The organism is Lysinibacillus sp. SGAir0095, assembly GCF_005491425.1.
Classification (GTDB): Bacteria; Bacillota; Bacilli; order Bacillales_A; family Planococcaceae; genus Ureibacillus.
In genome coordinates this window covers 1,321,419-1,340,113 of sequence record NZ_CP028083.1, presented here as the reverse complement: position 1 = coordinate 1,340,113, position 18,695 = coordinate 1,321,419, and the positions used below count along the sequence as shown (strand labels likewise).

Here is an 18,695-nt window from a genome sequence, read left to right as displayed (position 1 = left end):
TTAGGCCTCCTTCCCACATAAGAAATAAACTGCTTCTAACTGTATTTGAGAAGCCATTTTTTGCACGTCTTCTTTAGTCACTTGATTCCAGCGTTCCTTCCAAGTATCAACCGAGAAGGTTTCATTTAGGTTTTTATATTGGTCGAAAATCTCGATCTGCCCACGTGCAAGATCAAGCGTTTCTTTTAGTTGGTTTACGAGCATTGCTTTTGTTTGGGATAGTTCCAGGTCGGTAATTTCCCCATTTTTCATGGCTGCCAGCTGTTCATTAATTACGTCGATTGCCTTTTTTTCGTTTGAAGGCTCAATCCCCGAAACAACATAAACAAGGCCGTATTGGGAATTATAAGAGCTCGAAGCATAGTAAGCCAAGCTTTCTTTTTCACGAACATTCATAAACAGCTTCGAGTGGGCGTAACCACCGAATACGCCATTGAAAATTTGCATCTTCGCATAGTCTTCATCACCAAATCGCACTGGAGTACTAAAGCCGATATGCAGCTTCCCTTGCTTCATCTCCTGCTGTTCTTTTGTATATTCTTTTTCTGGTTTTGACTCATTTGTTTCTTGCTGTATTTGCTTCGGTGTACGGTCCTTGAATGGAAGTGCCTCCGTTAATTTCTTTTGAACAGCTTCCACGTCGATATCACCTACAACATAGATGTCGATTCGATCTTCATTAATCATCGTTTCATAGGTTTTCGTCAAGGATTCAGGCGTAATCTGCTTTACTGTTTCAATTGTCCCATTTGCCGAAATTGAAGCAGGGTGATTTGGACGAATGATTTGCGTCAAACGGTGCTGCGCATAACGTGTTTTATCATCGAAAATGGATTGGATACGTTGAATCACCATTTCTTTTTCACGCTCTACAATCGATGGGACAAACGCTCCATTTTCAAGGTTCGGCTCAAAGATGGCTGTATTAATAAGGTCTAATACCTCATTGAAGACTTTGTTTTGTTGAAGATATTGATCGTTTACAGTCTCTACATTTAATAGAAGTGTATGTTCACTTCCGCGTTTCGACGCATCAAAATAAAGAACCGTACCAAATAAATCATCTAAATAGCTTCGGAATTCGGCCGATTTTTTAAATTTCCCATTACTATGCTGAAGAACATTTGAAAGAACTGCTCGTTCGGCAGCGGATTGTTGATCTAGTGGGGCTCTAAATTTTATTGAAAAACTCACAGTTTTAAATTGTGTCGTTTGTCGAATATGCAGGTTTACACCCTCTGCGATTTGTGTCGATAAAAACAAAAAAATTCCTCCGATCGTCATCAGTGGCTAAGCGCACACTGAGTGTTTATTCAACTAGGTTGATAGTCCCATATTGAGTGGCGGGACAGGAAAAACAGTGATAGTACTACTATACATGTAGAATTGGTGTTTATGCAAAAATAATCCAATTTCTTTCTTATCTCGTCTCCATTTAATAATTTTACCCGACACGGTTGGTTTAATGCATGAAAGTAGCGAGCATAGGGGAATTTTTGTTGGAATTGGTTGACGGATTAATCTAAATAGTCGTGGACTTCTCATTCTCTTTCTTGCTGTTTTATTGTTAATGAGATACCTTGTCGTGGACTTTAAACTCTCTTTCTTACTCTTTATTGTCCACGAGACCTCTTTTCGTGGACTTCTCACTCTCTTTCTTGCTGTTTATTGTCCATGAGACCTCTTATCGTGGACTTCCCACAATCTTCCATGCTCTTCATTGTCCACGAATCCTCTTATCGTGGACTTCCCACACTCTTCCATGCTCTTTATTGTCCATGAGATGCCTTCTCGTGGACTTTAAACTCTCTTTCTTACTCTTTATTGTCCACGAATCCTCTTCTCGTGGACTTTAAACTCTCTTTCTTACTCTTTATTGTCCACGAATCCTCTTATCGTGGACTTTAAACTCTCTTTCTTGCTCTTTATTGTCCACGAGACCTCTTGTCGTGGACTTTAAACTCTCTTTCTTGCTCTTCATTGTCCACGAGACCTCTTATCGTGGACTTCTCACACTCTTTCTTAACCTTTATTGTCCACGAAACCTCTTATCGTGGACTACAAACTCTCTTTCTTACTCTTTATTGTCCACGTGACCTCTTATCGTGGACTTCCCAAACTCTTCCATGCTCTTCATTGTCCACGAAACCTCTTATCGTGGACTTCCCACACTCTTCCATGCTCTTTATTGTCCACGAGACCTCTTATCGTGGACTTCTCACTCTCTTTCTTGCTCTTTATTGTCCACGAGACCTCTTATCGTGGACTTCCCACACTCTTCCATGCTCTTCATTGTCCACGAAACCTCTTATCGTGGACTTCTCACTCTCTATCTTGCTCTTCATTGTCCACGAGACCTCTTCTCGTGGACTTTAAACTCTCTTTCTTGCTCTTTATTGTCCACGAGATGCCTTCTCGTGGGCTTTAAACACTCTTCCATGCTCTTCATTGTCCACGAGACCTCTTATCGTGGACTTCCCAAACTCTTCCATGCTCTTCATTGTCCACGAAACCTATACTCATGGACTTCTCACTCCCTTCCTACTCCATATTCGCCACGAAATCCCTCATCGTTGTATATTCACTCGCTTGCAAGAAAACGCATTTAACTCATGAAGAAACACAATCCAGCTCCAACTTCCACAAAACAAAAAAACGTCTCCCCCAAAACTCTGGAGGAGACGTTCTATCTATTTATTATCCTGCATCAAACGATTGGTAGCCCGCCCGATAAATCGGACAAAATTAGCGTTTGCCTTTTACGTATGGGACACCACTTGCTTTTGGTGCGTGGGCTTTTCCGATGAATCCAGCCAGCGCTAGGATTGTTAAAACGTATGGCAAGATTAATAAGAAAATCTTAGGTACGTCTTGAACGTAAGGAATTGAACCACCCGCCACACTTAGTGCTTGTGCGAATCCGAAGAATAGTGCAGCACCTAAAGCACCTAGTGGATGCCATTTACCGAAGATCATTGCCGCGATGGCCATGAATCCTTGTCCACTGATTGTCGATGCTCCAAAATTCCCAGAGATAGCTTGTGCGTAAATGGCACCACCGATACCACCAAGTGCACCGGAAATCATGACAGCAACATAACGCATTTTAGTGACATTTACACCCATAGTGTCCGCTGCCATTGGGTGTTCCCCTACAGCTCTTAAACGTAAGCCAAATGGTGTTTTATAAATAATATACCAAGCAATAATAGCAACCGCGATTGCTAGAATAGATGTTGCATATACGTCGACAAAGAACATCTTTCCTAAGATCGGGATATCACTTAATAGTGGAATATCAAAACGAGAGAAACGTTCTGTAATTGAGTCTGTTTGACCTTTATCATAGATCAATTTTACTGTGAATACTGCAACCGCAAGACCTAATAGGTTAAGGGCAACACCCGAAACGGTTTGGTCAGCACGTAGAGATACGGCAGCAACAGCCAGGATTGATGATAAAACAATACCAAATACCATTGCGACAATTAGTCCAACCCAAGGCGTTGCGTTACCTAATTGATCGGCAAATGTTAAGTTAAAGATAATACTACTCGCTGCACCAGCAATCATGATTCCCTCAAGACCGATGTTGACAACCCCTGATCTCTCAGTGAATACACCACCGATTGCCGTTAAGATTAATGGTGCTGCATAGAAGATGGCAGAAGGAATAATAAAATATAGCACTTCTAAAAAGCTCATGTTATTTTTCCTCCTTTCTCTTTTTACCAAATCGTTCTAGCGCCACGCGAATGATGTAACCTGAAGCTACAAAGAAGATAATTAGCGCAATGACAATCGAAACGATTTCTGTTGGAACGCCTGCTTCACTTGGCATATTTAAACCACCATTTTTCAGTGCACCAAATAGAATCGCTCCTAAAAGAACTCCAAATGGTTGGTTGGCACCTAGTAAGGCAACCGCAATCCCGTCAAATCCAATACCTGTAGCGGCATGTAGTTTCGACATATTTTCAAATGTACCTAGTGCTTCCATCGCACCACCAAGTCCTGCGAAAGCACCAGAAATAACCATGGCTAAAATAATGTTCTTGTTAACATTCATCCCTGCATATTCGGATGCATTTTTGTTAAATCCTACTGCTTTCAGCTCATAGCCAAGCGTAGTTTTTTGTAGAATGAACCACATAATCATTACTGCTATTAAAGCAATGACGAATCCCCAGTGCATACGTGAGTAATCTGTCATTGTTTCTAAGAATTCAGAACGTAAAGAGGCCGATTCATGAATTCTTTCTGTACGCTCTTCCCCACCAGAAATCACGCCAATTAATGCATTCGCTACATGCAATGCTGTGTAGTTCATCATAATTGTCACGATAACTTCGTGGACCTGTAATTTCGCTTTCAACAAACCAGGAATGAAGGCCCATAAAGCACCAGCTGCGGCTGCAGCGATTAAAGCTAATGGAACGTGCACAACTGCTGGCAGTTCAAAAGCCTGTCCTACATAAGCCGCTGCAAGCCATCCCATAATTAACTGACCTTCAACACCAATGTTGAATAGCCCTGTACGGAAGGCAAAGGCAACAGCCAAACCTGAGAATACATAAGGTGTAATTTGGCGAACCGTTTCACCCATCGTATAAGTATCCATAAAGATACCGTTCCATAATGCCACATATCCATCAATTGGGTTAAAACCACTAACTGCCATTACGATAGCCCCAATGATTAAACCTAAAAGAATCGAGATCAGTGGCACGAGTATATTCACTACTCGTTTACTCATTGAGAGCCACCTACCTTATTGTTGTCTTGTAACGATTGTCCTGCCATCAATAGTCCTAGTTCTTGCTCATTCGTTTCTTCTGGACTTACTGTGTCAATAATATAACCATCATAAATTACGGCAATTTGATCGGAAACGTTCATTACTTCATCTAGTTCGAATGAAATTAATAAAACGGCTTTTCCTTTATCACGTTGTTCGATTAAGCGTCTATGAATAAACTCAATCGCTCCAACATCAAGACCTCGAGTTGGTAGAGCTGCAATTAGTAAATCTGGATTACGTTCTACTTCACGACCGATAATGGCTTTTTGTTGGTTACCACCCGAAAGTGAGCGGGCCATCGACATTTCCCCTTCACCTGAACGAACATCATATTGCTCAATAATCGTACGGGCAAACTCATTCACTTTCTTATAATCAATAACGCCATTTTTCGAAATTGGCTGTTTATAGTACGTTTGTAATGAGATATTGTGACCAATCGGGAAATCTAACACTAGTCCATGCTTATGACGGTCCTGAGGAATATGTCCTACGCCAGATTCCGTAATTTTTCTTGGTTTTAAGCCAGTGATGTCTTTACCGTTTAACTTGATATTTCCGTTTTTCACTTTACGAAGTCCAGTAATCGCTTCGATTAGCTCTGATTGACCATTTCCATCGATACCGGCAATCCCTACGATTTCACCTGCACGAACTGTTAGGTTTAAATTTTTTACCTTGTCAATCCCACGGTTATCTGCAACTGTCAGTGAATCGACCTGTAGAACTACTTCTTTTGGATTAGGAGCAATTTTTTCAGTTTTAAACACAACTTGACGACCTACCATTAGCTCAGCAAGTTCTGTTGGATTCGTTTCTGCAGTTGTAACAGTGCCAATTCCTTGACCTTTGCGGATGACAGTTACTCGGTCAGATACTTCCATAATTTCTTTTAACTTATGCGTAATTAAGATGATTGACTTCCCTTCTTCGATCAGGCGTTTCATAATTTGCATAAGTTCTGTTATTTCTTGTGGTGTTAATGAAGCTGTTGGTTCATCGAAGATAATCATGTCTGCTCCACGATAGAGCGTTTTCAAAATTTCTACACGTTGTTGCATCCCAACTGAAATATCTTCAATTTTCGCGTATGGATCAACATTTAAGCTATACTTTTCAGAAAGTTCTTGTACTTTCTTTGCTGCATCTTTAATGTTGATGGACCCCATCTTCGTAGGTTCACTACCAAGAATGATGTTTTCCGTCACCGTGAAATTTTCAACTAACATAAAGTGTTGATGGACCATCCCAATACCTAGCTTATTGGCAACATTCGGGTCAGTAATTTTTACTTCCTTCCCTCGAACGCGTATTGTTCCGGCTTCAGGTTGGTATAACCCGAAGAGTACATTCATCAACGTAGATTTCCCTGCACCATTCTCACCAAGAAGTGCATGAATCTCGCCTTTTTTAAGTTGAAGGGTGATGTTATCATTGGCTACAAAATCCCCAAATTGCTTACGGATTCCAAGCATTTCAATTACATATTCCAATGTGTTCACTCCCTTGGACACTTTTTATTATTTGGGAAACAGATTTCGTTAGTTAAGCAAAATCTGAGGTACTTTCATTCTGATTTCCGTACTCACGATTGGTTACCAGTATGAAAATAGATTACTAGTGTTTTATATAAATTAACACAAGAAAGGTTTTAATTTAAGATGGTGATTCTATGTAAATTTTGCTAAATTCAAACCTTTCATCTATTAATTCAGTACTGACAAGGCTTTCCATAAAAAACGCTTTCACAAATTTCTTTATTCTGAAAATTAAAAATACAATCACCTTACTGACTAAACTTGTTTTCCGTACTGTTCTAAATTCGACTTTTAAACCAATTTTGAGTTTCCTGAAAATTTACACGATTTGTAGATTACAAAACATGAAGACTAGCAAAGCTAGCCTTCATGATCAATCTTGATGATTATTTTTCTGGTTGTTCTGGAACTGTTACTTCACCATCGATGATTTGTTGTTTATATTCTTCAACTTTTGCTAAAGTCTCTTCAGAAATAGCACCACGAGCATCAGCTAAGTCAACACCACCGTCAGATAAACCGTAAGTGATTGTTTCTCCGCCTGGGAATTTATCTTCCATAGCAAGTTTAGCAACTTCTTGAGCTGCAACGTCAACACGTTTTAATACAGAAGTTAACATGATGTTTGTTTCAGCATCAACCTGTCCTTCATCATATTGGTCACGGTCAACACCGATTGCCCATACGTTAGCATTTGGATCTTTTTGTTTACGTTCTTTCGCTTCTGTGAATAAACCGTTACCTACACCACCAGCTGCGTGGAAGATAATGTCTACACCAGAATCATACATTCTTTTTGCAATTTGTTGACCTTTTGCAGCATCAGTGAAACTTTCTGCATATTCTACGTCAACTACGATATCAGGGTTAACTGCTGCTACACCAGCTTCGAAACCAGCTTGGAATCCACCGATAATTTCACCAGTCATACCACCGATGAAACCGATTTTACCAGATTTCGTTTCTAGGGCTGCTGCTACACCAGCAAGGTAAGATGCTTCGTTAGCACGGAACATAATTGAAGCTACGTTTTCTTTGTCAGCTACTACTTCATCGATAATAGCAATTTTTGCTTCCGGTTGTTGGTCAGCAATTTCTGCTACAGCATTGTGTAATGCAAAACCTACTGCGAATACTAAGTCGAAATCACGACGAATTAAGCTATTTAAGTTAGTTACATAATCAGATTCTGCTGCTGATTGTAGGTAGTCAAACCCACCATCACCTTGTTTAAGACCGTTTTCTTCACCAAAAGCTTTGATACCTTCCCAAGTAGATTGGTTGAATGATTTGTCATCAACCCCACCTGTATCAGTTACCATAGCTACTGAGAAATTAGAAGTTTCTTCCGTAGTGTTACCAGAATCCGAAGTTTTTGCGTCTTCTTTCTCTTCGCCTCCGCCACAAGCAGCAAGGATTGATCCAGCCGCAAAGATTGAAGCAAGAGCTAAACCAAATTTACGTTTTTTCATCTGTGTTACCCCCCAAAGATTTGTAATTAGCAGGAATCTTTCTTCAGAAATGTTCTACACCCGTTTTCGAATTACATGGAAGCTGAATTTATCAGCTCTGAAGTAGTTCTTAGAATAAAGAACAACTCGATCATTATCATCATAATGAAGTTGCTTTAACACGAGCAATGCTGTTTCTCGACCGCAATTCAAGATTGGTGATACTTGTTCATGATAGCCTACTGGATCTATGTAAGTGACTGCATAAGCAACATGGATATCACCCGCTTGTTCAAGCGACGAGAAAATGGATACTTTCCTGTTTTGAACATAATCAGCTGGAAGATGTTTAGCTAGTACTTTGTCTAGACAATAAACAACTGGCTCTCCATCAGCAGTTCTAACACGTTCAATTGTTAATACTTGGTCATCCTTGTCACATTGGAAGCGTGTGACATCATCATCTGTTGGATTACTTTCGGTTACATCTAAAAGACGAGTACCTGGTGTCATTCCAGCATTTTCGATCATGGAGGAGATACTTGATAATTGTTCAATACCTGATGTAAATACAGGCTTTGGATTAACAAATGTCCCTACACCATGACGTCTGACGATAATATTTTCCTCTTCCAATAGCCGAAGCGCTTCACGAAGAGTTGCTCGACTTATTCCAAGCTTTTTCGATAGTTCGAATTCTGATGGCAATTTTTCGTTTTCACGATAGATTCCCTTTTCAATATCCGCCTTTAATCGATCAATCACTTGGAGATATAAATGACGATGATCTGTTTTTATAGACAATTTCATCACCACCATACACACAAGATCAGACATCTGATGTTGAACATTCCTACTAATCGATTCATAATATACCATTTTTCTCGAATAATGAAAATAGTAAAAAAAAAAATCTGTTGTGTAATAGGCATAAAATTTATAACAACACCATGTAATTTACAGCATTAACCATTATTCTACATTGGCTTTATCATATAAAACTTGTCTAGGACGACTTCCATCCGGTGGACCGACTACACCTCGAACTTCCATCTGATCTACAATACGAGCAGCTCTGGAATAGCCAATTCTAAAGCGTCTTTGCAGCATAGAGACCGAAGCCGTCTGCATTTCAACAACTAGCTGAACAGCATCATCATATAAATCGTCCGTTTCTTCCTCAAATGATTTTTCCGGTTCATCCGTTGGAATCATCGTTTCGTCATACTGTGCCTTTTGTTGTTCTATAACAAAGTCCACTACTTCTTCAACCTCTTCGTCTGATAAGAATGACCCCTGAACACGTATTGGTTTAGAAGAACCAGCTGGAAGGAATAGCATATCTCCTCTTCCAAGTAACCGTTCAGCACCGCCCATATCAAGTATTGTGCGCGAATCAATAGCAGATGATACAGCAAAAGCGATTCTTGAAGGAATATTCGCTTTAATGACACCTGTAATGACATCCACTGAAGGACGCTGTGTCGCGATAATTAGATGAATTCCGGCAGCACGAGCCATTTGTGCCAGTCGAGTAATCGAATCCTCAACATCATGCGACGCTACCATCATTAAGTCAGCTAACTCATCGATAATTACCACAATATAGGGTAATTTTGGTTGTTTTTCTTCGGTTTCTCTGTTGTGTTTTTCAATATAATCGTTATAGCCTTTAATATTTCTTGTACCTGTATGCGAGAATAAATCATAACGTCTTTCCATTTCAGAAACGACTTTTTGTAATGCTTGTGATGCTTTTCGTGCATCCGTTACAACCGGTGCCAGCAGATGTGGAATCCCATTATAGACATTTAACTCAACCATTTTCGGGTCAATTAACATCATCTTTACTTCATGTGGCGCTGCACGCATCAAAATCGAAACAATAATCCCGTTGATACAGACCGATTTACCACTACCAGTAGAACCTGCCACTAGTAAGTGAGGCATTTTGTTTAATTCAGCAAGGATTGCTTGTCCAGTAATATCACGGCCAAATCCAATTAACAGCTTGGAATCTGGTTTATTATTCTCTTTGGCTTCAAGCACCTCACGCAATGTAACCATCGCAATTTCACTATTGGGCACTTCAATCCCAATAGCAGATTTCCCTGGAATCGGTGCCTCCATACGGATATCCTTTGCAGCAAGCGCTAGGGCTAAGTCATCTTGCAAGCTTACAATCTTACTTACTTTCACTCCGACATCCGGCATAACCTCATATTTTGTTACCGCTGGACCAAGGTGAACTTGTGTTACTTTTGCTTTTACACCAAAGCTCAAGAAGGTTTGTTCCAGCTTTTTCGCGTTAGCTTGAATGACGGAATATTCGCCACTTTGGTCATAAGCTGGAGGCAATAGTAACAAATCCATGGAAGGTAGTCGATAATCAACATTTTCAACATTGGTTTCTACCGCTCTTTGAATGACTTCATCGATATTTGTTTTATCTTCAACAACCGGCTCTTCTTCTTTTATCGTAATTTGTGCTGGAGCAGGCTGAATATGTTGGGTGAAGGCCGAAATGATTGGTTCTTCATCGAAATCGTCCTCCTCATCCTCTATGAACTCTTCCACAACAGGTTCTGGTTTGGGTTTTCGTTTTTTCTTCCCACGAGCAGGCTCAGCAGATGTTGCCGCAATTTCATCGGAAACCGGTTCATCTTTTGTTCGAGAGCGTCTTGGCTTTTTCTCATCCTTGACAACGGGCTTTGCTCTTCGTTTTCTGCGCGGAAATTTCTTTTTCCATTTGGGTGCATTTTCAACCAATATCGGCACAAGCGCTTTTCCAGTGATTAAAATCAGGCCGATAAAGAATAAGAACCATGCCGCAATTTTCGCTCCGGCCGAGTCAAATAGAATATGGAACATACTAAAAAGCAATGCCCCTACCATTCCCCCACCTATAGCACTGCTACGGGCTTCGATCCCTTCCATGTCAATTAATAATCGCCAAGTTTCACGGATGACGGAGTCTGATAGTAATTTGTTGCTATTATACAATTCTTCAAAAAGCACACTATGGCTAAAAATCGCTAAACTACAGACAATTAAAAGCGAGCCTTGGACTATGCGGTCTGTAAAGCCAATTCCTTCTCTGTTAATCATTAATAGTACGGCAATCAGTACCGAAAAGAACGGTACAACAACATGCAGGTTGCCAAATAAAAACATAGAAACGGTTTGGATTGTTCTTCCGACTACCCCATATTCAAAAAAGATGATTATGGCAAAACCAATTAATAATAACCCAATAATTTCATATGCTAATGGATGTAGTCCTTTTTTGGCTTTTGTTTTTTTATCTGCCATTCGATTCACCTCTTTACTTATACTTCTTCTTGAAGACAAAAAGGATTTCCTCGACCTGTGACGGTTAAGAAAATCCTTTTTGTTGTGACAGTTCCTCACTTTTCATAAGGAAAAACTTATTTTATTGTCTACAACGCACCTTAGTCTTTCGCTTAGTATTCCATAATTATTGGGATAATCATTGGGCGGCGCTTTGTTTTTTGGAATAAATAAGCATTTAGTGTATCACGGATTTCTTGTTTAATGTTTGTCCATTCAAATGTATCTTTATTTACATACTTTTCAATAACAGTTCGTGCAAGTTCAGTAGCTTCAAGGATTAACTCCTCTGACTCACGCACATAAACAAATCCGCGCGATAAAATTTCTGGGCCAGATGCAATTCTTTTTTGTCCACGATTCAATGTAACGACGACGATGAAAATTCCATCTTGAGATAATAATTTACGATCTCTCAAGACGATGTTTCCTACGTCCCCTACACCGATTCCGTCAATTAAGACATTGCCTGCTTGAACACGGCCACTCATTCGCATTTTACCATTTTTGTATTCGACGATATCCCCTTTGTCGGCGATAAAGATTTGAGATTTTTTCATACCCACTTGTTGTGCAAGCTTTGAATGGGCAATTAACATTCTGTACTCGCCTTGTATAGGGATAAAGTATTTTGGCTTCATAAGATTCAGCATCATTTTTAGATCTTCTTGACTACCATGACCTGAAACATGAATTTTTTTATCCGCTGCCAGCACGTTCGCTCCTGCCTTGGCAAGATTGTTCATCGCTGTTCCCATTTGCACTTCCATCCCCGGTGAAGGGGTAAACGTAATTAACACAGTGTCCGTATCTTTAATGCGGATATCACGATGCTGTTTACGAACAATTTTATCGATCGCTTCAAGTGGTTCACCTTGATTACTTGTCACCAGGATAATCAAATTCTCATCCGGATGCTTTTGGATTGTGTTGACAGGGATCAGTGTATTTTCCTCCACTGTTAAGTAGCCAAGATTTAAACCGATATCGATCACTTTTTCTAGGCTTTTCCCAACAACAGCCACTTTTCGTCCTGATTCTTGTGCATGATTGAATACTTGTTGAATGCGAATAAAATTCGATGCATACACGGCAACCAGTATACGTGCAGGTGCTGCATGGAAGTATTTCGTCAGTTTTTCTTCAATCACAACTTCACTAGTCGTATGACCTGGTCGCTCTGCTTCTGTCGATTCAGAAAGCAAGATAAATACGCCCTCTTCACCCAACTGCGCCATTTTCGCAATATCCGGTCTAAATTTGCCCTTCGCTGACTGATCGAATTTAAATTCGCCAGTATGAACGATTGCCCCTTCAGATGTATGGAACACGATTCCTAATGAGTCCGGAATACTGTGTGTCGTATGGAAGAATGTTACGTATGTCGAGTTAAAGTTCATACGGCTTTTATTTGTTACTTCGAAAAATTTCACAGGCTGTGAAACTGGCAAATCTTTTAAATGCTCTTTCGCTAAAGCAATCGTCAGTTTTGAACCATATACGGGTGCTTTAATTTTCTGTAATACGTATGCAATTGAACCAATTGCATCTTCATGTCCGTGTGTTAGGAAGATCCCTTTCACACGCTCTTTATTTTCTTCTAAGTATGTAATATCTGGAATGACAATATCGATTCCAAGCATTTCATCTTCTGGGAACATTAAGCCGCTGTCCACAATGAAAAGTTCGTCATCGATTTCAATTACATACATCGATTTCCCGATTTCTCCAACCCCACCAAGAGGGATTACTCGGATTACTTCATTTTTAGTCTTAGTCACTTGATTTCCTCCTATAATATCCCGAACGCAACCACTTATAACTCATTATACGGTGTCGTTGCATGAAGCACAAATAAAAAAGCGAAATTTTTACAAAGTATGGGATTGGCGGGAGATTGAGGGGTTGGTGGTCAGGATCGGGAGGGAGGAATTTGGTGGGGGTGAAGGGAATGCTGTTTGCTTCTCAGAAACTTTAGAGCCGGAAACGAGATACTGTATAAGGGTTTGGCATAGTGTTCTTAATCTCAGTAGGGCTTAACCTACCTGTCCATGTTGTTTTCTTGGTTATTACATTGTTATTTTCATTCAAAAAGTGCTTCATTCCACTTATGTTGTACTTCTCTTGCTCATTCCTCATCCTAAAAGTGCTTCATTCCCCTTATGATGTACTTCTCTTGCTCATTCTTCATCCTAAAAGTGCTTCATTCCACTTATGATGTACTTCTCTTGCTTATTCTTCATCCTAAAAGTGCTTCATTCCACTTATGATGTACTTCTCTTGCTCATTCTTCATCCCAAAAGTGCTTCATTCCGTTTATGATGTACTTCTCTTGCTCATTCCTCATCCTAAAAGTGCTTCATTCCGTTTATGATGTACTTCTCTTGTTCATTCCTCATTCTAAAAGTGCTTCATCCCACTTATGATGTACTTCTCTTGCTCATTCCTCATCCTAAAAGTGCTTCATTCCCCTTATGATGTACTTCTCTTGCTTATTCTTCATCCTAAAAGTGCTTCATTCCACTTATGATGTACTTCTCTTGCTCATTCCTCATCCCAAAAGTGCTTCATTCCGTTTATGATGTACTTCTCTTGCTCATTCTTCATCCTAAAAGTGCTTCATTCACCTAATACTTTAATTCAGTGTCATATTCTTCAATAATATGGTTTAAATTCATATATTCTCTCATCTAGTTAGATTATTTAGAATTATAATAGAAATTTACTAACTCATAAGTTAAAATGTTAGTAATAATACTACGAAAGGATGAGGAAATCTGATATACAAGTCTAGAACCGAACCACATGAATTATTAATTTTAAGGTCACTAACGCAACGAATGCAGTTATCTAAATTCGAACAGCAAAACTACTCTAATCTAAGTAAGGGTTTTGAGGGAGAACTTAAATTTGATGTCTTGACCAGCAACCTCGTAAATGATTGTTTAGTTTTGAATGATTTACTACTTAAAACAAATAGTCAAACATTTCAAATTGATACTCTACTTCTCACAAACAACCTTATCTATCTTCTCGAAATTAAAAATTATGTTGGAGATTTTTATTACAAATCAGATCGCTTATTTATGAAAGATCAATTAGAAATATCCAATCCTTTAATTCAATTAACCCGAAGTGAATCTTTGTTAAGTCAATTATTAAACAAACTCAACTATACAATCCCAATTCAATCATTCGTTATTTTTATTAACCCCAGTTTTACACTGTATCAGGCGCCCCCGGACAAACCTTTTATCTTTCCAACTCAACTTCAACGCTTTATAAGTACCCTTAGTTCCCAACCATCAAAGTTAAAAAATCAACATAAAAAACTAGCTGAGAAGTTAGTATCGCTACATATTGAAGAGAGCAATATTAAACAAATTCCTTCATTTGACTTTCAACTATTACGAAAAGGAATTTTATGTTCAAATTGCTATTCTTTTATCACAAAAATTAATGGCATGAAATGTATTTGTACATCATGTGGAAATGAAGAATTAGTTGAAACAGCTGTGGTACGGAATATAAAAGAATTTAGGTTACTTTTTCCTCATAAAAAAATTACAACTAACCAGATGTATGAATGGTGTACAGTCATTCCCCAAAAAAGAAGAATACAAAAAATCCTACAAAGGAACTTCAAACAATTTGGAGTACGCCAATGGACTTATTACGAATAACCCCAACATTATTCCTTTTTTCTCACAGCATCTTCTACTAAATAATACTTCACCGCAAACACAAAAAAAAGCAAACACCGCAGTGTTTGCTTCAGACTGTAGACAAACTCGAATTTTCGAGTTTGCCTACAGTCTTTTTTCTTATAAAATATAGATTAGATAATTGCTTTTGAAAATAGAGTTAGTTGATTTCCGTTTCGGCGGAAGCTTTCCGCGGGCGTGGCCCAATCCTCCTCGTCGCTGTGCTCCTGCGGGGTATCGGCCGTCACGCTTGTCCCGCAGGAGTCACCGCCTACACTACAATCAACTAGTTTCTAAATATAGGTTGAGGTGATTGGATATGATGTCGAAAAATCAAATAAATGAACGGGATCAAATTGAGATGATTACAATTGAACAACTTGTACCACAGAATCATCTTGTCAGAAAGCTTGAGTCAGCTATTGATTTTTCTTTCATCTATCCACTGGTAGAACCACTGTATTCTACCCTAGGTAGACCTAGTGTAGATCCAGTTGTATTAATTAAAATGACATTTGTGCAATATGTATTTGGAATTCGTTCAATGCGTCAGACAATAAAAGAAATTGAAACCAATATGGCATATCGCTGGTTTTTAGGGTTTGGCTTTCATTCAGAAATCCCGCACTTTTCTACCTTCGGTAAAAATTATGAACGTCGATTCCAAGATACTGATATCTTTGAACAGATTTTCTATCGTATTCTTAAAGAAATTGCAGATAAGGGATTACTAAGTGCTGACCATGTCTTCATCGATTCAACTCATGTAAAAGCCAGTGCGAATAAACGTAAATTCGAAAAGAAGATTGTCCGTAAAGAGACTCGTGCATATGAAGCCAAACTTCAAGAAGAATTGAATCAAGATCGTATCGATCACGGGAAGAAGCCATTTCCACCTGATAAATTTGAAAAAGAAGAAGTGAAGGAAATTAAGCAAAGTACGACAGATCCTGAAAGTGGATACTATGTAAAAGATGAAAGAACCAAACAGTTTGCTTATTCATTCCATGCTGCAGCTGATCGGTATGGATTTATACTTGGATCGATTGTGACACCTGGGAATGTTCATGATAGTCATATGCTTCAGCCACTTGTTGAAAAGATTATGGATAAAGTGAAGAAGCCACTTGCTGTTGCTGCCGATGCTGCTTATAAAACTCCTGCGATTACTAAATTCTTATTTGACCAAGAGATTCAACCTGCACTCCCTTATACACGTCCAAAAACGAAGGATGGATTTTTACGGAAACACGATTATGTATATGACGAGTACTATGATTGCTACCTTTGTCCGGAAGGGCAAGTTCTTAAATATTCGACTACCACTAAAGAAGGTAAACGCCAGTACAAATCAAACCCTTCTCAATGTGCAACCTGTCCTTTGCTTACTCAATGTACGAATAGTAAAGATCACCGGAAAATCATTGAGCGTCATATTTGGGCAGAATATGTAGAGGAAGCGGATCATCTTCGTCATCAAAACGAGACCAAACAAATATATGCGAGACGTAAAGAGACGATTGAACGTGTCTTTGCGGATGCGAAAGAGAAGCATGGTATGCGCTGGACAACCCTACGAGGGATTAAAAAATTGTCCATGCAGGCGATGCTTACTTTTGCTGCCATGAATTTAAAGAAGCTTGCCAATTGGACATGGCAAGCTCCAGAAATGGTCTAAATTATAATACTCGAAGAGTACTTTTGACTAAAATCGGACTAAAAAATACCCAAAAGAATCTCAAAAAATACAAAAGGCTTCCAGAATGTGACCATTCTGAAGGCCTTTTGTCGACAATCTGAAGCAAACACCGCAGTGTTTGCTTTCCCTATCCTACCATCACTCATTACGAGTGACTCTTGATTTCGCTTAGTTTCGCTTGGAACTCTTCCCAAATTTGGTCGTATTTCTTTTTGTCTTCGTCTAGCATCTCGACTAGAGGGAGTCTTACGTGTTCGACCGGGAAGCCTAGTTTGCTTAGTGCGTATTTTACTGGGACTGGGTTTGGATCTACGAATAATTGTTTGGCTAGTGGTAGCATGGCTTGGTGGTATGCGTGCGCAATTTTGTGTTGGCCATCTTCATAGGCGCGAATCATTTCCTGTATTTCGTTTCCGATGACATGAGAGGCCACGGAAATGACCCCTTTGCCCCCAATTGACACTAGCGGCAGTGTTAAGGCGTCGTCTCCACTGTATACAAAGGTATCCTTGGGAACGCCACTCAGAATTTCAGTCATTTGCTCCAAACTACCGCTTGCTTCTTTGATAATTCGGATATTTGGAATTTTACTTAAAGCAATGGTCGTGTCAGCTGAAATGTTGACACCTGTGCGTGCTGGGACATTGTACACAACAATCGGGAGTTCCGTTGTTTTCGCAACGGCTTCAAAATGTGCGTAAATGCCTCTTTGGTTTGGCTTGTTATAGAAAGGTGCCACGACCATGATGCCGTCAGCACCGAATGCTTCAACCACTTTTGTTGCTTCAATTGTGTACGAAGTGTCGTTATAGCCAACACCAGCAATCACTGGAATGCGTTTATTGACCTTTTTAATGGTAAAGTCGATAAAGGCTCTTTTTTCTTCTATTGATAATGTTGGCGTTTCACCTGTCGTTCCACATACCACAATTGTATCTGTACCATTTAGAATTAAGTGCTCAATTACTCGCTCTGCTACTTCATAATTAATAGCTCCATTATCGTAAAATGGGGTAATCATGGCAGTAGCAACTCGACCTAAATCCACTTTAAAACACCCCTTAGAGTAAATTATCCTCTAACATGCTTTCGGCAATTTGAATTGAGTTTAAAGCTGCACCTTTTAGTAAGTTATCTGATACGATCCATAAATGGAATCCTTTTTTGTTTGACAGGTCTTGGCGAATACGGCCAACGTAAACTGGATCTTCCCCTTCAACAAATAAAGGCATTGGGTAGTCTTGCGTTGAAATATCATCTTGTAGAACAATGCCTGGAGCATTTCTTAACACATTAAAGATTTCTTCCACGCTAACTTCTTTTTCCACTTCAATAAAAACAGATTCTGAATGTCCTGAAACTACTGGAACACGTACACATGTTGCTGCTACTGGTAAATTAGGCATGTGCATGATCTTTTTCGTTTCGTTGATCATCTTCATTTCTTCGTATGTAAAGCCATTTTCCGTAAATACGTCAATTTGCGGAATGACATTACGTGCAATCGGATAGTGTTTTTTGTCTGATTTTGCTGGAAGGATGTTTGCCTCAACGTTTTTACCAGCATCCCACTCGGCACTTTGCGCGCGTAGTTCTTCAACTGCCGAAACACCTGAACCTGATACTGCTTGATAAGTCGAAACAATGACATTTGTTAAACCAAATTGTTCGCGAATGGGTTGTAGTGCAACAACCATTTGGATCGTTGAACAGTTTGGGTTGGCAATAATGCCGTTATGATTTTTCAAGTCTTCACGGTTTACTTCAGGTACAACTAAAGGTACATTTGGATCCATGCGGAAGTGACTAGTGTTGTCGATTACCACTGCCCCACGCTTTGCAGCTTCTGGAGCTAATTTCGCTGAAACTGAACCACCAGCCGAGAATAAGGCAACATTTACTCCTTCAAAGGCCTCTGGTGTTGCTTCTTCGATTGTATACGTTTTATCGCCAAATTCGATTTCTGTTCCAGCAGAACGGGCAGAAGCTAAAAATTTTATATGTTTAATTGGGAAATTACGTTTTAATAGTTGTTCTTTCATTTGTGTTCCTACTGCTCCTGTTGCACCTACAATTGCAACTGTCAATTCTTTTGCCATAACTCATCTCTCCTCAAATACAAATAACATAATGTTGAAAATTGTATCATAA

At 39.4% G+C, this 18,695-nt stretch carries 12 protein-coding genes; 2 read left to right on the top strand and 10 right to left on the bottom strand.

All coding sequences use genetic code 11. The features are described 5' to 3' along the window. The 8 genes from yfmF to C1N55_RS06505 all read right to left on the bottom strand — a co-directional run bounded on the left by yfmF (window position 1) and on the right by C1N55_RS06505 (window position 12,922). On the bottom strand, window positions 1–1,263 hold the full coding sequence (gene yfmF, locus C1N55_RS06540) for an EF-P 5-aminopentanol modification-associated protein YfmF (protein ID WP_137728079.1): 1,263 nt from the start codon (window positions 1,261–1,263) through the stop codon (window positions 1–3). A 1,482-nt stretch (window positions 1,264–2,745) separates the two neighbouring features. Further along, the gene (locus C1N55_RS06535; RefSeq protein WP_137728078.1) at window positions 2,746–3,705 is read right to left on the bottom strand and encodes an ABC transporter permease; all 960 of its coding nucleotides are present in this window, start codon (window positions 3,703–3,705) and stop codon (window positions 2,746–2,748) included. A gap of 1 nt (window position 3,706) precedes the next feature. Further along, a complete protein-coding gene (locus tag C1N55_RS06530) occupies window positions 3,707–4,756 on the bottom strand; it encodes an ABC transporter permease (protein WP_137728077.1) in 1,050 nt (349 codons plus the stop codon). After that, complete coding sequence (locus tag C1N55_RS06525) at window positions 4,753–6,294, bottom strand: ABC transporter ATP-binding protein (RefSeq protein WP_137728076.1); 1,542 nt, start codon at window positions 6,292–6,294, stop codon at window positions 4,753–4,755. Before C1N55_RS06525 ends, C1N55_RS06530 begins: the two co-directional genes overlap by 4 nt. Before the next feature lie 431 nt (window positions 6,295–6,725). Continuing rightward, window positions 6,726–7,811 (bottom strand): BMP family lipoprotein, encoded by a 1,086-nt coding sequence (locus tag C1N55_RS06520; RefSeq protein WP_137728075.1) that lies wholly within the window; start codon window positions 7,809–7,811, stop codon window positions 6,726–6,728. Between the two features lie 54 nt (window positions 7,812–7,865). Further along, window positions 7,866–8,594, bottom strand: a complete 729-nt coding sequence (locus C1N55_RS06515) for a GntR family transcriptional regulator (RefSeq protein WP_137728074.1) — start codon at window positions 8,592–8,594, stop codon at window positions 7,866–7,868. 168 nt (window positions 8,595–8,762) lie between these two features. After that, window positions 8,763–11,102 (bottom strand): FtsK/SpoIIIE family DNA translocase, encoded by a 2,340-nt coding sequence (locus tag C1N55_RS06510; protein ID WP_137728073.1) that lies wholly within the window; start codon window positions 11,100–11,102, stop codon window positions 8,763–8,765. Window positions 11,103–11,254: 152 nt separating this feature from the next. After that, on the bottom strand, window positions 11,255–12,922 hold the full coding sequence (locus C1N55_RS06505) for a ribonuclease J (protein WP_137728072.1): 1,668 nt from the start codon (window positions 12,920–12,922) through the stop codon (window positions 11,255–11,257). A gap of 1,059 nt (window positions 12,923–13,981) precedes the next feature. On the opposite strand from C1N55_RS06505, the gene C1N55_RS06500 reads away from it, so the two are divergent. Together C1N55_RS06500 and C1N55_RS06495 are read left to right on the top strand one after the other, a co-directional pair. Next, window positions 13,982–14,824: a nuclease-related domain-containing protein gene (locus C1N55_RS06500; RefSeq protein ID WP_137728071.1), complete on the top strand. Its 843-nt coding sequence runs from the start codon at window positions 13,982–13,984 to the stop codon at window positions 14,822–14,824. A gap of 340 nt (window positions 14,825–15,164) precedes the next feature. Continuing rightward, window positions 15,165–16,523, top strand: a complete 1,359-nt coding sequence (locus tag C1N55_RS06495; RefSeq protein WP_137727085.1) for an IS1182 family transposase — start codon at window positions 15,165–15,167, stop codon at window positions 16,521–16,523. A gap of 166 nt (window positions 16,524–16,689) precedes the next feature. Here C1N55_RS06495 and dapA read toward each other — a convergent pair whose 3' ends face one another. Further along, window positions 16,690–17,592: a 4-hydroxy-tetrahydrodipicolinate synthase gene (gene dapA / locus C1N55_RS06490; RefSeq protein ID WP_137728070.1), complete on the bottom strand. Its 903-nt coding sequence runs from the start codon at window positions 17,590–17,592 to the stop codon at window positions 16,690–16,692. 13 nt (window positions 17,593–17,605) lie between these two features. After that, window positions 17,606–18,643 (bottom strand): aspartate-semialdehyde dehydrogenase, encoded by a 1,038-nt coding sequence (locus C1N55_RS06485; RefSeq protein ID WP_137728069.1) that lies wholly within the window; start codon window positions 18,641–18,643, stop codon window positions 17,606–17,608. Window positions 18,644–18,695 lie beyond the last annotated feature (52 nt).